Consider the following 15,835-nt stretch of genomic DNA (forward strand, 5'->3'; position numbering starts at 1 on the left):
GTAAAAAAATTAGCTTAAGGGACATGCATGCAAATCGGAATTCCAAGTGAAACTGTGGTGGGTGAACATCGTGTTGCTGCGACACCAGAAACAGTTAAAAAGTTAGTTAATGCGGGCCATCGTGTGGTGATTGAACATGGTGCTGGCTTAAGAGCAGCGTATATCGATCAAGCCTATGAACAGGTTGGTGCAATATTGACTGACAATGCCTATCGCCATAGTGAGATGATTTTAAAAGTTCGCGCACCTCAACGAGCTGAAATCGAAAAAATTGCAGCGAATAGTGTTGTCGTTGCCATGTTTGATCCTTATCGAAATACCGAATTGGATCAGTTTGCAACACAGCAAGTTTCTAGTTTTGCATTAGAGTTACTTCCTAGAACCTTATCTCGTGCGCAAAATATGGATGTTTTATCTTCTCAGGCCAATCTTGCCGGTTATAAGGCAGTATTACTTGCAGCAGCTGAATATCAGCGTATGTTCCCAATGTTGATGACCGCTGCAGGCACGGTAAAGCCTGCACGTGTCGTGATTATGGGGGTTGGTGTTGCAGGATTACAAGCGATTGCAACCGCAAAACGTTTGGGGGCTATTGTTGAGGCGACAGATTTACGCCCGACGGCAAAAGATCAGGTTGAGTCTTTGGGAGGGAAATGGCTAGATGTACCTATGTCACCTGAAGAGCAACAAAAAGCAGCAGATGCCGCAAAAAATGGCTATGGCTGGATGCCTGGTGAAGACTATATTCGTGATCAGGCTATGATTGTTGATAAAGCGGTATCCAATGCAGATATCGTGATCACAACTGCTTTATTGCCTGGGCGTGATGCACCTCGTTTAATTCAAGCTGAAACCGTGGCTAAAATGAAACCGGGTTCTGTGATTTTAGATATGGCAGTCGAGACTGGTGGAAATGTTGCAGGTTCACAATGTGGTGAAACTGTCATGACCAGTAATGGGGTTAAAATTTTGGGTATAGCCAATATTCCTTCGACAGTATCCACAGAAGCTTCAGCATTATATGCAAGAAATGTCTTAAATTTTATTGAAACACTTTTTGATGATCAGAAAAATATTTTGATTAATCAAGATGATGAAATTCAAAAAGCTCTATTGGTTACACATGGCGGCCAAGTGCTGTTAAAGCGCAGTTAGGGAGAACACCCATGGTTGAAACAATTACAATTTTTGTCCTTGCTATTTTTGTTGGTTATTACGTGGTATGGGGAGTAACGCCAGCCTTACATACACCTTTGATGGCAGTAACCAATGCACTTTCCTCCATTATTATTGTGGGCGCAATGATTCAAACAGTTGGTCTGCCAATGATTGGTGTGGATGGACATATTGATTTTCAGACCATTAATGTGGTCAGTGTATTGGGCGCAGTCGCAGTATTTTTAGCCAGCATTAATATTTTTGGTGGTTTTGCAGTAACCGCACGGATGTTAGAAATGTTTAAACCAAAGCAAAAGAAGAAAGAGGGCTAATGCATGGAATTTATTAAGGCATATGCAGATTGGTTTTATCTTATTGGCGCCGTTCTTTTTATTTTGACTTTACGTGGTTTATCTGGACCTAAAACAGCAATCGCGGGTAATCGTTACGGAATGATAGCAATGGCTATTGCTGTCATGACCACATTTTTTGTTGCAGAAAATCCTGTGGTTTGGATGATTTTAGCTGCAATGTTATTGGGTGCGATTGTTGGTATTGCCCGCGCACGTACAGTGCCAATGACGCAAATGCCTGAAACAGTTGCATTAATGCACTCTTTGGTCGGTTTGGCTGCAGTGTTAATTGCCATTGCTGCGATTATTCATAATAATCGACTGGTGGCACTTGATCCTGATTTCTTAGCTGTAAATGCGGTTGAATTCCATCAAATGAGTAAAGTTCATCTATTTGAACTGTTTGTGGGATGTTTTGTTGGTGCAATTACCTTTACAGCATCCGTATTTGCCTATGGTAAGTTGGCTGCCAAAACATGGGCAAAAACCATTGCAGGATCGTGGGTAAAACCAGTACAAGCCCTTATTTTTATTGCTATGCTGGGTTTTGGTATTGATTTCTTTTTATCACATAATATGAGCTCTTTTTGGGCAATGACAGCTTTAGCGCTTATTTTTGGCTGGGTATGGATTGCTCCTGTGGGTGGTGGCGATATGCCTGTTGTAGTGTCATTGCTTAACTCATTTTCAGGTTGGGCAGCAGCAGGGATTGGCTTTACCTTAGAAAATAATATGCTGATTGTAGCTGGCTCTTTAGTGGGGTCATCAGGCGCGATCTTATCTTATATTATGTGTAAAGCAATGAATCGCTCTATCATTAATGTCTTATTTGGTGGTGCAATGGGGGGTAATGTCGCTGTAGCAGCCGGTAATGCTGAGCAGGTTCAGCGTAATTATCGTTCAGGCTCGGCAGATGATGCAGGTTTTTTAATGTCAAATGCAGACAGTGTTGTGATTGTACCTGGCTATGGTATGGCACAAGGTCGAGCGCAAAATGCCGTAAAAGAATTAGCCAATCTACTTAAAGAGCAGGGTGTAACGGTACGTTTTGCAATTCATCCTGTTGCAGGTCGTATGCCTGGGCATATGAATGTATTGCTTGCAGAAGCTGATGTTGCATATGAAGATATTTTGGAAATGGATGAAATTAATTCAGATTTTCCAGCAACAGATGTGGTACTGGTGATTGGTGCCAATGATGTTGTCAATCCTGCAGCCAAAGATGATCCGAGTTCACCTATTTATGGTATGCCTATTTTAGAAGCACATAAGGCACGAACGATTATGGTCATTAAGCGCTCTATGGCAACAGGTTATGCTGGTTTAGATAATGATTTATTCTACAATGACAAAACCATGATGATTTTTGGTGATGCGAAAAAAGTTGTGGAAGATATGACCAAATCTATTAATGGTACAGGTCATTAAGGCATCATTGTATAGATATTAAAAGCAATTGATTTTATTATATTAATGTTTAATGATCTGTAAAAAAGCGACCTTGTTGGTCGCTTTTTTATACGCTTTTTATGCGATAGCTTCGGGCTTGGTGCGCCATAAGCTTTCTAAATCATAAAACTTACGTGTTGTTGGTAGCATAACATGAACAACCACAAAACCTAAGTCAATTAAGATCCATTCAGCATCATGTTCACCTTCAACACCAATCGGGCGAAATCCAGCTTTACGTGCTTCTTCAGCAACATTATCTGCTAATGATTTCACGTGGCGAGTTGATGTACCACTCGCAATCACGATTGCATCAGCAACATTGCTGATTGAGCTAATATCAAGTTCTACAATTTCTTTTGCTTTTACATCTAGGAGAGCTTCATGCACCACTTTTAGGCAAGCTTGTACATCTTTACTTTGAGAATTCATTGCGAGATCGTGAGAATTAGAAGCGCTGGGCGATGGTTCTAAATTCATAAAAGGTTTAAATTCCTGACCATTATTCATGTTCTAATATAGCTGTTTTGTTGCTAAAATTCAATCAACTCGAAAAAACATCGACTAAGCACATGAAAAATATTTATCTTTCCAAGCAAAAGATTGCTCTGAATGTCCTAAAGGATGATATTCAGCTGCAATAAAACCTGAATATGTACTCTGTTTTAGCCATGAAAATATATTTTGATAATCGATGCTACCATGATCTGGCTGATGTCGATTAGGAGCATCTGCAAATTGAATATGGCCAATATGCTGAATATTTTCTTTTAATGCATCCAAAATATTTTCATCCATCATCGCCATATGGTAGCAATCGAACTGCATTTTTAGGGCCGGATGTTGTACGGCATCTAAGATATCTTGTGCTTGAGCAATATTCTGGATTAGAAAGCGTGGCATATCTGTACCATTAATCATTTCAAAAACAGGTTGAATCTGTTCTTCACTTAAACGTGCACATGCCAATTTTAGATTAGTATTATAGGTATTTAAGCACGACAGTAAATTGGCATCTTGTGGTTGTCTACCTGCCAATATATTGACGTTAGGTACCTGCAGGATTTTGGCATAGGTGATGGCATGTTCCAGTGCTTGACGAAATGCTAATGATTTGCCTGGTACACAGGCTAATCCATTGCCGCCTTGCATTAAATCACCTACTGGAACATTGATGAGACATAAGCTTAATTGATGTTTCTCTAATTCTTCCAAAATTTGATAGGGTGTAATCGAATAGGGAAATTGAATTTCAACATGCTGAAATCCATGTTTTTTGGCGAGAGCAAATCTTTCCATCAAAGGCACTTCTGTGAAAATCATGGATAAGTTAACAGCTAAGCGATTCATGAATAACGTTCTCCTTGTTAAAGTTCGACCTGTTGAATTAAGCTAGAAAGATCTGCTTGAGCAAAACCCTGTTGTTGATGTTGTTGCAGTTGTGCTAGTGCAGCTTTGGCAACAGGAATAGTTAATTGATACTGTGCAGCCAGAGTTAAGGCCAGATTCAAATCTTTAGAAAGGGTTTGTACTTTCCACTGTACTGGTTCAAAGCAATGCGTTGCCATACGTGGGGCCAAAATTTGAAATGGTTTTGAGTCTGCAAAACCACCTGCTAGTGCAGGTGCTAACAATTGTGTGTTTACACCCGCTTGTGCGGCAAGAGCAACAGCTTCAGCAATTAATGCGCTATTTGCAGCGACAATCAGTTGATTACAAATTTTAGTGGCTTGTCCTGTGCCTGTATCGCCCATACATGTAACACGTTGAGAGAGGATGCGATACAGTGGATCTAATTGTGCAATGGTTTGTGCATCACCACCTGCAAAAATAACCAAGCTGCCTTGTTCAGCACCTATTGTTCCTCCCGAAACAGGTGAATCAATCCAAGTGACATGTTTACCTTTGGCTTGATTGGCTAAGGTTAATGTGGTCTCTACCGATAAACTTGAAAAATCAATAATCACTTGATTGGGATGTAAAAAAGGTTCAATTTGATGAAATACCTCAGTGGCAGCGTGATCATCTGCCAGACAGAGACAAATAATGGCATATTGGTCGAGTTGTTGGAAATGGATGTGATGTGCGCCATGTTGAATCAGTTCATCACAGGCTGATGCTGTTCTGTTCCAGACACCAACAGAAAAATTGGCTTGAAGCAATCGTTTGACCATCCGACTCCCCATCAGTCCTATGCCTAAAAATGCAATTGGCGTCGTTTGATTCACATTCATGATTCGATCCTTGATTTGTATAACTAAGTTTAATGTGATTGTCATTAAAGATAGGATATTGCTTGATACATACACTTCAGTGTGTAATACATGTGTAAAAGGTAAATATCTAATCTCGCGTGATGATGAAATAATAACAAATATTCAAATAGTTATGCTGGTGCTGGTGATTATTTTTAGTCTGGTTTGGCATTGAGTATATAGGGTGATATCGCTCGATTGTGACATCTTGTTGTCGATGCAAAGCCGATATCGTTGGGGTATATGACTTTGCATCAATGCTTGGATGCTGTGCAATAGATTGATTAGCGATATTGTCGAGGTAAAAATGATAATGTCGGTTTTTTATCTTTTTGTCGGGCAATTTGACTATTTTTTCCTAACAGTAGTTTAAGCTGCCATATTTTTTCCAGTCTTAATGATTGAGAAGATTGCGATTGCATGGCGTTTAATACCCGTTTTGCTGCAGTAAGTGCATCCGGTGAGCGCTGTTGCAGTTCTTGAGCAATTGCCAATGCTTGTGTTAAGGGATCTGGATTTAAATGTGTGACTAAACCAATTTGCTGTGCATAATTTCCATCAAAAATACGCGCCGTTAATGTTAACTCTTTGGCAATATCCAAATTAATTAATCCACGTAAAGACTGGCTAAGCCCCATATCTGGTACTAGTCCCCAGCGGCTTTCCATGATTGACATTTGTGTATCAGGATGACAGATACGTAAATCGGCAGCCAAAGCCAGTTGTAAACCTGCACCAAAGCAGAACCCTTCAATTGCAGCAATAACAGGTACAGGAAGTTCTTGCCAGACTAAAAATGCTTTTTGGAATAGACTTTGACCGGGTTTTAATAATTGCCAAGCAGCATATGCTTTATTCTTGGGGTTATTGAGATCAGTGAGGTCAATTCCGGCACTAAAGACGTGTGCTTCACCGGTTAAGATTACACAGCGCAAAGAACGGTCTTTTTTGAGTATTTGGGCTGTTGTCAGCAATGCTTTAAGGAGCTCAAAACTCATGGCATTACGTTTCTCTGGACGATTTAACGAAACAATGGCAATCCCTTGATTTTTTTCTATCTTTAATAAACTCATTAGCTTCACACTTTTTTTAGATTTCTTTCAGCATAACATGAGTGATATTAAAATCGGTGACAGTTGAGTCAGCGAGAAAAATAGCTATTTTTGATTTTTTTTGAACATGCCGCAACTGGATATTATCTGATGGCAATCGCGGCTAGGCCGACAATAAAAATTAAAAAAATAGCGAATTTCTTTAGCTTAATTAGATGAATAATGATCTAAAAGATGCTTTGCAGCATGTTCAACCTCAGCCATCACTTGTTTTAACTCATCGAGACGCTGTAATGTTTCCTGAATAAACGCTTCATCTGCTTTTTTACGCTCCTTACGTAAAATCGCGACAAATTGTTCAAAAGCACTGGTCGTTTCCTGTAGGCGTGGAACGCCGACATAACGGGTAGCACCATGCAGTCGATGTAATACATGTTCAACTTGTGGAAAATCTTCTAATTCAATAAGTTGCTCAATTTCATTTAATTCAATATAAAAACTATCTGTCAGCATTTTAAGTAAATCTATAGCCAAATCCTCTTTATTAGCAGCCAATTGTAAACATTGCTGCCAGTTTAAAATTTGTGGATCTAGCGCTTTGATCACAGTGACTTTTTCAACATAATGATTATTCTGACTAAAATTTTTATGGGTCCAACGGGTCAGTATTTGAATAATTTGCTCAATTTGAATCGGTTTGGTGACATAATCATTCATCCCGACTTTTAACAGTTTTTGTTTTTCATCTGCCAATGCATGCGCTGTTAAAGCAATAATTGGTACAGGTTGATGATTTTCTAGCGTTGATTCTAAAGATCGAATGGCACGTGTGGTATCAATCCCAGACATCACAGGCATTTGAATATCCATAAAAATAAGATCGAATATCTGCTCATCATTTTTGATTTTCGCTTGAAAAATATCCAGCGCTTCTTTTCCGCTTAATGCTTTGGTGGTGGTGACATTGAGTTCACCAAGTAATGCTTCAAGGACAATTAAATTCGGTAAATGATCATCTACAGCTAAAATATGTAAGCCTTTACCATCAAATTCTTCCGTATTACTTTCTTTAAATGGATGTTCATTATTCAGTAATTCAATCAGGGCTGTGCGACAAAGTGGTTGATAGAGTGGGCGTGCTTTATAGTGTAATAACATGTCTGGTGCTAAAGACATTTGATAACCATAAACCGCCATTTTACCATGATATCTAGAACGAATTTCTTGCAATAATGCTTGTGTATCACCACTATGATCGACAATCAGCCAGGTATCTTGATGATCAGGAAGATGATTCAGTCGGCTGAATAGGTCGAGAATAGATACAGATTCGAGATGATCTACTTGATAGTTTTCAAGATAATGACGCAGGATATTTGCTGTTGCTGGATGTGCAATATAAGACAGTACATGCATATGGCTAAAATCAGGATGAACAATATATTCATCATCATGAATTTCAAATTGCGCAGTAAACCAAAAGGTAGAGCCTTTCTCTGTTGGTGCACGTTCCTGATTATCTTCAAAGCCGATTTGGCCGTGCATTAAATGGACCAGTTGTTTAGAGATTGCCAATCCTAAACCGGTGCCACCAAATTGCCGAGTGACAGATGCATCGCCTTGAGAGAATGATTCAAATAATTTTTTGCGGTCGGTGCCACTTAATCCCACACCACTATCTTGGACACTAAAATGAATAAGGCATTGACCAATATCATTATGCTCTAAGCGGACACGAACAATAATTTCACCATCAGGCGTAAATTTAATTGCATTTGAAATCAGATTGGTCAAAATTTGCTTAAAGCGTAAAGCATCACCAATGACATGCGTCGGAACGTCATCTGCAAAGTAAAATGCCATATTAAGCTGTTTTTGAGCTGCTAAGGGTGACAGCATATCCATGACATCATAAATTGCTTCTTCAAGATTAAATGTTGCAGTTTCTAATTCAAGTTTACCCGCATCAATTTTAGAGAAGTCCAAAACATCATTGATTAATGCGAGAAGATGCGCTGAAGACTTGCGAATAGTTTGTAAATAGAGTTTTTGTTCATTACTTAAATTATCTTGACGTAACAGTAAATGAATAAAACCGTCAATACTGTTTAGTGGGGTCCGTAATTCATGGCTAATATTGGCCAAGAAGACAGATTTTGATTGATTGGCTGAAATTGCTTGGTCGCGTGCTTGTCGATAAGTAATATTTTGTACTTCTAGAGTGTCGAGTGTGCGACGTAGGTCATCTTCAGTTTGTTCGGTATGCTCTTTAAGTTCTAAAAAGCTAAAGTGTAAACGTTTAACCACATTTGCAATATCACGTTGTAAAAGCCGAAGCTCTCCCGTGCTATTAATGACCATATGCTGATCAAGGGTATCTGCATTTAAGCGCTGTAATTGCATGCGTATTTCATACATGGGTGCAATCCAGCGTCTTGAATAAAAATTAAGACAAAGTAATAACAGCAGTAGTGTCAATAAACCCGTGACGACCAGTACCATCATGACACGATAACGTGCCAGTAAGAGCGGTTGATTATCCAGTTCAATTAAAAATAATGCTTTTTGATGATTACTGGTATAAATCGGTAAGCCATAGACACTACTGTCTTGTAATTTGATTGGCCCAAAGAATTTATTTGTTGTGGGTAAACTTGGCCAAGGTGCTTCATCTTGATAGCCAATACTGATCAAAGTACCACTTTTCTGATCGACAATAGCAGTGCGAATCAGATTCTTTTCTTTCATCATGTTATACATGAAAGTGGTTTGTGGTTGATATAAACCAAGAGGGAGTTGATGAAATTTTTCTAAGGCAATCTGTGCTGGAATTTCATTACGTGTCAGAATTGCAATCGCCATTTGTTGTTGTTGTGATTTGGCTGCACGATAGGTTTCAGTAAGAACAAGAGATGCACCGACACAGGCCAAAACAGCAATTGGCACAAAAATCATGGCAATTAATTGCCCATATGCATGATTTAAACTTAGTCTATTAAATAACTTTTTATTGATATTTGACATAATGACAGCAAGCTATTCCCTCAGCATCGCAGTTTAGCATGCTTTATTAAATGATCATGAATGGATTGAAAAAAAACGCTTTAAATTTAAAATCTCTCTTGAATATCACGATGAAATTATCATCATGCCATAGTGTTGTTATTGCGCAGTTTACTTACAGTTGATGATCGATATCCATATAAAAATTAATGTTTTATTTGCATAAATATTAAGCAGAATTGCTAAAAATAAATCGAAAAGGGTGCAGCGCTGTCGTTTTTTTCATACAATATGTGCACCTCGATATAGGTATACATAATGAGTAGCACAACCCCAGATTTTAAAGAAGATGATTTTTTGTTAGACCATTATGTAGGTAAAACTCCTCTAGTGCGTTTACAGCGTCTTGCAAATCATACTCAAGCCACAATATTGGCAAAACTTGAAGGGAATAATCCTGCTGGTTCGGTAAAAGACAGGCCAGCGTATAATATGATCATGCAAGCGGAAAAACGTGGTCAAATTAAACCAGGTGATACACTGATTGAAGCAACCAGTGGCAATACGGGGATTGCCTTGGCCATGGTTGCGGCCATGCGTGGTTATAAAATGAAATTAATCATGCCCAATAACATGAGCCAAGAACGTAAAGACGCAATGCGAGCTTATGGTGCTGAACTCATTGAAGTAACACAAGCACAAGGGATGGAAGGTGCACGTGATTTAGCATCAGAGATGCAAAAACAAGGGCAAGGTTTAGTGCTTAATCAATTTGGTAATCCGGATAATGTTGAGGCACATTACTTGACAACTGGTCCAGAAATTTGGCAACAAACGGCAGGAAAAATTACCCATTTTGTCAGTTCCATGGGAACAACAGGAACCATTATGGGGGTATCCAAATATTTAAAAGAAATGAATCCCGATATTCAAATTGTGGGATTACAACCTGCAGATGGTTCAAGTATTGCAGGAATTCGTCGTTGGCCAGAAGCATATTTACCGACTATTTTTGATCGTCGACGTATTGATCGTATTATTGATATCCCCCAAATTGAAGCTGAAAAAACCATGCGTAAATTGGCACAAAAAGAAGGAATTAGTGCGGGTACATCATCAGGTGGGGCGGTATGGGCTTCGATTAAGTTGGCTGAAGAAAATCCCGATGCAGTGATCGTATGTATTATTTGTGATCGTGGTGATCGTTACTTATCTACAGGATTATTTTCTGTGATTGATACTGAATAAGAGACATTGATATGCATTTGCCTGTTTTAATTTTTGATATTGAAACGATCACTGATCTTAAATCGGGAGCACATTTATATGGTCTTGATTTATCGAAATCAGATCTTGAACAGGCCATGCTAAAACTACGTCGTCAAGAATCAGGTTCAGATTTTCAACGTTTGCCTTTACATGAGATTGTGTGTATTTCTGGATTGTGGATTGATGAGTTTGGCGTAATGAAGCTATTTTCTTTTACGCAAGAGCAGGATTCAGAAGCCGATATACTCAGAAAATTTTTATCCATTTTTGATAAGCGCCATCCGGTTCTGGTCAGTTGGAATGGTTCACAATTTGATTTGCCAGTTATTTTATTTCGTGCAATGTATCATGGACTTTCTGCAGCCAGTTTGTTTGATCAAGGCGAAATCGATCATCAAAAACGTTATAATAATTACCAAAACCGCTATCATCATCGTCATGTTGATTTAATGGATGTGATGGCAATGTTTCAAGGACGTCACTTTCAGAAACTAGATGATATTGCACATTTATTAGGATTTCCGGGTAAACGTGGTGAAGCGGGTTATCATGTTCCTGAGTATATTGCGACACAACAATGGCTTAAGTTAAGTGCATATTGTGAGGGTGATGTGTTGAATACTTGGTTGATTTATATCCGCTGGTTATTGCTCAAAGGGCAGCTAAGTCTGGAGCAGCATCATTTATGGGTACAAAGTACGATTCACTATTTAGCAACACAGTCGCAACATACTGAGTTTTTGAGGGTATGGCAACATACTTCGCAGCATACAGCATTTAGCGCTACAGATTTTTCCTTTCCCAAATATTAGGTTTACATGAAACACAAGCACTCACCTCGTACAGCTCAACACGGAACCTTTATTTTTACAGTTGAGTCATTATCACACGAGGGACGTGGTATAGCACATTATGGTTCACATCCGAATCATCCGGAAGACAAGCGAGGAAAAAAAGTATTTATTACGGGAGCACTGACGGGTGAAACGGTACGAGCACGTATTCGTAAAGTGATCACGAAATTAGAAGAAGCGGACTGTATAGAAGTTTTAAGTGATCATTCTGTGTTACGTACAACACCAATATGTGCACATTATGAGCAATGTGGTGGATGTAGTTTGCAACATCTTCAGGTTGATGAACAAATTGCGTTAAAACAGCAAGTATTGCAATCGCATTTATTACATTTTGCTGGTGTTGAAGTGCCGATATGGCTATCGCCATTACGTGCTACAGTCACAGATTATCGAAAGAAGGCACGTATCGGTGTGCGTTATTTGCCTCGCCAAGACCAATTGTTGGTGGGTTTTCGTGAAAAGTCGAGCAATCACTTAAGCGCAATTGATCATTGTCATATCCTTGATCGAAAGTTTGGCTCAATAAAACAATTAAAGCAATTACTCCTAAGTCTTAAAGGCAAAGCCCATATTGGTCATATAGAATTAGCCATGGGTGATCAAGATGTTGCATTGGTGATTCGACAAACTGCAGCGTTGAACAAGGAGGACATAGCAACCTTACAGCATTTTGCTAGACAACAACAGTGGCAGCTGTATGTACAACCTGAGCAACGCGATAGTATTCAGCGTATTGATCAAGATGCGCCAATGCGTTTGCACTATACACTCAATGATTTTAATATTAAGTTTGCTTTTCATCCGCTAGATTTTACTCAAGTAAATTCAGGTGTAAATGCGCAAATGGTTAAACTGGCATGTGACTTGCTTCAACTTCAGCCGGGTGAACGTGTTCTGGATTTATTTTGTGGATTAGGTAATTTCTCACTGCCTTTAGCACGATGTGTAGGAGAACAAGGGCTTGTGGTTGCTGTTGAAGGCGTAGATGAAATGGTGCATCGTGGCACGGAAAATGCAAAATTAAATGGTTTAAATCAAGTGAAATTTTATTCACAAGATTTAACAAAAGATTTTTCGCATCATTCTTGGGCAAAGTTAGGATTTGATGCATTATTGATTGATCCTCCTCGTTCGGGTGCAGAAGAAGTGATGCATTATTTGCCAAAATTTGGTGCAAAAAGAATTGTTTATGTGTCATGTAATCCAGCAACGCTCGCTCGTGATACAGGCTTGTTAGTGAAGCAAGGATATGAACTGAAAAAAGTGGGTGTCATGGATATGTTTACTCATACAGCTCATGTTGAATCAATTGCGTTATTTGAACAAGTACGTGGTTTATAGAATAATGAAGTTTATAACAATAGGAGATGGGTATGGTCACAGTACGTGAACAGCTTCCTGGACGCTTAAATGAGCTATCTGAGGAAACGACTGTCGAACATGCCGAGCAAGCACGACAAGATATTGCGAAATGGTTAGATCGTGTACGTGGAATTTTGGATGGCGCTGCGTTAAAGCGGCTAGAAGATGTTGCAAATTATACCTTGCAAAAAGAATTAGAAACGACCATTAATCATCGTTCTAATACCCTCTATACCGGTATTGAAATGGCTGATATTTTAGCCTATTTACATGTCGATGAGGATACATTGTCTGCATCACTGCTCTATAGAAGTGTACGTGAAGGTATTATTCCGTTAGATGAAGTCAAAGCATTATTTGGCGAAGTGGTTTATGGTTTGGTTAAAGGTACTTTAGCCATGGGTAAACTTTCGGATCTGATTGAGAAAAATAAACGTTTAGAAGATCATTTTAATAATAATCAGCGTGAACATTTGACTGGTATTTATAAAATGCTGATTTCTGTCACGGAAGATGTTCGTGTCGTGCTGATTAAATTGGCTGAACGTACCTATGCTTTACGAGAGCTGGCACACTCATCAAGAGAACGACAAGAGCGTGTGGCACGAGAAATTTTAACGATTTATGCGCCACTTGCACATCGTTTAGGGATTGCACAGCTAAAATGGGAGCTTGAGGATCTGGCCTTTCGTTATTTGGCACCAGATCGTTATAAAGAGATTGCAACTTTACTGAATGAAAAACGTCTTGAACGTGAGCAATATATTCAGTTTGTGATTCATAAATTAAAAACTGAACTGGCTTCATATGATATTGAGGCAGAAATTAGTGGACGAGTGAAACACATTTATTCGATTTATCGAAAAATGAAAAGTAAAAATCTCAGTTTTGATCAACTCTATGATATCCGTGCTGTACGTGTCTTGGTCAAGGGTATTCCAGAGTGTTATCACTCATTAGGGATTGTGCATCAAATTTGGCGCCATATTCCACATCAGTTTGATGATTATATTACCAATCCGAAGGCCAATGGTTATCGTTCATTGCATACGGCCGTGATTGCTGAAAACAAATCTTTAGAAGTACAAATACGTACGCATGACATGCATGAAGAAGCTGAGCTTGGTGTATGTTCGCATTTTAATTATAAAGAGGGCAGTAAAACCACTGATCATTCATTTAATCATCGTTTACATTCTTTAAGATCAGTGCTTGAACATTATCAAGAACGTAATGATGCAAGTAATCATCGTACCAAAGATGTTGATGATTTTGAGCAGTTGCAAGAATTTGAAGATTTTGAAAAAATATATGTATTTAGTCGTGATGGTGATATCAAAGAGTTACCACGTGGTTCTACAGTTCTAGACTTTGCCTATCATGTTCATACTGAAGTAGGCAACAAGTGTTATGCTGCACGTGTCAATCAACGTTATGTTCCGTTAACGTATGTGCTTAAAACTGGTGAACAGGTTGAAATTTTAACTAAAAAAGATCGTGAACCTAACCGTGATTGGTTGGTGAACTCTTTAGGTTATATTAAAACTGCACGTGCACGAGACAAGTTACGACACTGGTTCCGACAACAAGATCGGAGTAAAAATCTAGAAGTTGGTCGTGAGATTCTGACTAAAGAGCTTTCTCGTTTAGCGATTCATCCGAAAAGTATTGATTTAAATGATTATTGTAATCATTTTAATGTCAAGACCGGTGATGATATTTTGATTAGTCTGGTCAGTGGTGACATTAGTCTGCATGCGCTGATTAATCAGGTAAATCGACATATGCATCTGGATCAGGATGAGCCAGAGCTGGTACTTAAACCTACATTAAATCCACGCGCAAGTCATACCTTATCAGCACATGGCATTTTAATTGATGGTTTAGATAATGTAGAATTACATGTCGCACAGTGCTGTCAACCGGTACATGGCGAAGCGATTGCGGGTTATATTACCTTAAATCGTGGGGTCAGTATTCATAAAGTCGCCTGTTCTGACTATATGCGAATGATTAAGCAAGAACCTGAGCGTGCGGTTGAAGCAGATTGGGAAATGCAGCCTACACGTGGACAAAGTATTCAAATTGTTGTCGAGGCATATGATCGACGTGGTTTATTAAAGGATCTCACTCAAGTTATTTTTTCTGATCAAATTAATATTCGTCAAGTGAATACGATTTCTGAAGCAGATGGTATTGCGAACATGAAGCTATTAATTGAAGTGAAAGGATTGGCACAATTGTCTAAACTATTGGCGCGGCTTGAGCAGCAACCGGGTATTATTAGTGCAAGACGCTTGGTACAGGGGAACTAAAATCAGAATCTCTGATGATTGAGTCCATAACAACCAGTGCGTCGCACTGGTTTTTTTTATATGCAAGATCTAAATCATTTTCTTTGACTGGTGTGTTGATAAAGAGTGTGCAATATGTTGAAACTCAATATGTCTAAACTTTATTTGAGTGTCGCTGATTCAGCTTATCCTCAATTAGAGAAAATTTCAGCAATGCAACGTCGCCGTTTATCTGCAATTGCGAAACTGGCATTAAATAGTGCCTTAAGTGCTTTAGAACAGCATAAAGTCGATTATATGATCTGGGTTTCTCAGTATGGAGATGAGCATAAAACGTTTAAGATATTAAATGATGTCTTACAGGATCAACCCGCATCACCCACACAATTTTCAACATCGGTACATAATGCAATTTCTGGTTTATATTCTATTTTAAACCAAGATGATACACCATCAACCAGTTTAGCTGGAACATGGAACGATGGCCTGATTGAGGCATATGCTTGGTTAAAAACCACCACAATTAGTCAAGCCCAAGTATTACTGGTCTATTATGATGAAAATCTACCGATGATCTATAGCGATAGTCAGCACGTTGAACCATTTGCATTGGCAGGAGTGATTTCACTCACATCAGAAAATTTAATGTTAAACCCTATTCAATTTCCATCTGTAGAACACTATGCTCAGCAAGCCAATGCTTTTTATCATTTTTGGCAAAATCAACAGTGTGTTGAAGACATGGGCTGGAGTAAAATTTGAGTAAATATTCTTTAAAACAAA

General features: G+C 38.8%; 13 protein-coding genes. 8 read left to right on the forward strand and 5 right to left on the reverse strand.

The window, feature by feature from the left end:
- Nucleotides 1-27: 27 nt before the first annotated feature.
- The 3 genes from QSG86_RS06665 to QSG86_RS06675 are packed head-to-tail and all read left to right on the forward strand — an operon-like array spanning nt 28 to nt 2,939.
- A complete protein-coding gene (locus tag QSG86_RS06665) occupies nt 28-1,155 on the forward strand; it encodes a Re/Si-specific NAD(P)(+) transhydrogenase subunit alpha (protein ID WP_317030773.1) in 1,128 nt (375 codons plus the stop codon).
- 11 nt (nt 1,156-1,166) lie between these two features.
- Nucleotides 1,167-1,490 carry a proton-translocating transhydrogenase family protein gene (locus QSG86_RS06670; protein ID WP_317030774.1) on the forward strand — a complete coding sequence of 108 codons (324 nt, stop codon included), beginning with the start codon at nt 1,167-1,169 and terminating at the stop codon, nt 1,488-1,490.
- A gap of 3 nt (nt 1,491-1,493) precedes the next feature.
- A complete protein-coding gene (locus tag QSG86_RS06675; RefSeq protein WP_317030775.1) occupies nt 1,494-2,939 on the forward strand; it encodes an NAD(P)(+) transhydrogenase (Re/Si-specific) subunit beta in 1,446 nt (481 codons plus the stop codon).
- 99 nt (nt 2,940-3,038) lie between these two features.
- Here QSG86_RS06675 and rsfS read toward each other — a convergent pair whose 3' ends face one another.
- The 5 genes from rsfS to QSG86_RS06700 all read right to left on the reverse strand — a co-directional run bounded on the left by rsfS (nt 3,039) and on the right by QSG86_RS06700 (nt 9,291).
- On the reverse strand, nt 3,039-3,440 hold the full coding sequence (gene rsfS, locus QSG86_RS06680; protein WP_317032689.1) for a ribosome silencing factor: 402 nt from the start codon (nt 3,438-3,440) through the stop codon (nt 3,039-3,041).
- Nucleotides 3,441-3,524: 84 nt separating this feature from the next.
- Entirely contained in the window at nt 3,525-4,310 is a 786-nt protein-coding gene (locus QSG86_RS06685; RefSeq protein ID WP_317030776.1) for a hydroxypyruvate isomerase family protein, read from the reverse strand.
- 17 nt (nt 4,311-4,327) lie between these two features.
- A complete protein-coding gene (locus tag QSG86_RS06690) occupies nt 4,328-5,194 on the reverse strand; it encodes an NAD(P)-dependent oxidoreductase (protein ID WP_317030777.1) in 867 nt (288 codons plus the stop codon).
- Between the two features lie 305 nt (nt 5,195-5,499).
- Nucleotides 5,500-6,288 (reverse strand): crotonase/enoyl-CoA hydratase family protein, encoded by a 789-nt coding sequence (locus QSG86_RS06695; protein ID WP_317030778.1) that lies wholly within the window; start codon nt 6,286-6,288, stop codon nt 5,500-5,502.
- A 186-nt stretch (nt 6,289-6,474) separates the two neighbouring features.
- Entirely contained in the window at nt 6,475-9,291 is a 2,817-nt protein-coding gene (locus tag QSG86_RS06700; protein WP_317030779.1) for an ATP-binding protein, read from the reverse strand.
- Nucleotides 9,292-9,588: 297 nt separating this feature from the next.
- On the opposite strand from QSG86_RS06700, the gene cysM reads away from it, so the two are divergent.
- From cysM to QSG86_RS06725, 5 genes are all read left to right on the forward strand, one after another.
- Nucleotides 9,589-10,518: a cysteine synthase CysM gene (cysM, locus tag QSG86_RS06705; protein WP_317030780.1), complete on the forward strand. Its 930-nt coding sequence runs from the start codon at nt 9,589-9,591 to the stop codon at nt 10,516-10,518.
- 11 nt (nt 10,519-10,529) lie between these two features.
- Nucleotides 10,530-11,351 carry a 3'-5' exonuclease gene (locus QSG86_RS06710; RefSeq protein ID WP_317030781.1) on the forward strand — a complete coding sequence of 274 codons (822 nt, stop codon included), beginning with the start codon at nt 10,530-10,532 and terminating at the stop codon, nt 11,349-11,351.
- A gap of 6 nt (nt 11,352-11,357) precedes the next feature.
- Nucleotides 11,358-12,737: a 23S rRNA (uracil(1939)-C(5))-methyltransferase RlmD gene (gene rlmD / locus QSG86_RS06715; protein WP_317030782.1), complete on the forward strand. Its 1,380-nt coding sequence runs from the start codon at nt 11,358-11,360 to the stop codon at nt 12,735-12,737.
- Between the two features lie 32 nt (nt 12,738-12,769).
- Complete coding sequence (locus tag QSG86_RS06720) at nt 12,770-15,073, forward strand: bifunctional (p)ppGpp synthetase/guanosine-3',5'-bis(diphosphate) 3'-pyrophosphohydrolase (protein WP_317030783.1); 2,304 nt, start codon at nt 12,770-12,772, stop codon at nt 15,071-15,073.
- Nucleotides 15,074-15,187: 114 nt separating this feature from the next.
- Nucleotides 15,188-15,814 carry a beta-ketoacyl synthase chain length factor gene (locus tag QSG86_RS06725; RefSeq protein WP_317030784.1) on the forward strand — a complete coding sequence of 209 codons (627 nt, stop codon included), beginning with the start codon at nt 15,188-15,190 and terminating at the stop codon, nt 15,812-15,814.
- The last annotated feature ends 21 nt before the right edge of the window (nt 15,815-15,835 follow it).

It is taken from the genome of Acinetobacter sp. SAAs474, from assembly GCF_032823475.1.
Lineage (GTDB): Bacteria > Pseudomonadota > Gammaproteobacteria > Pseudomonadales > Moraxellaceae > Acinetobacter.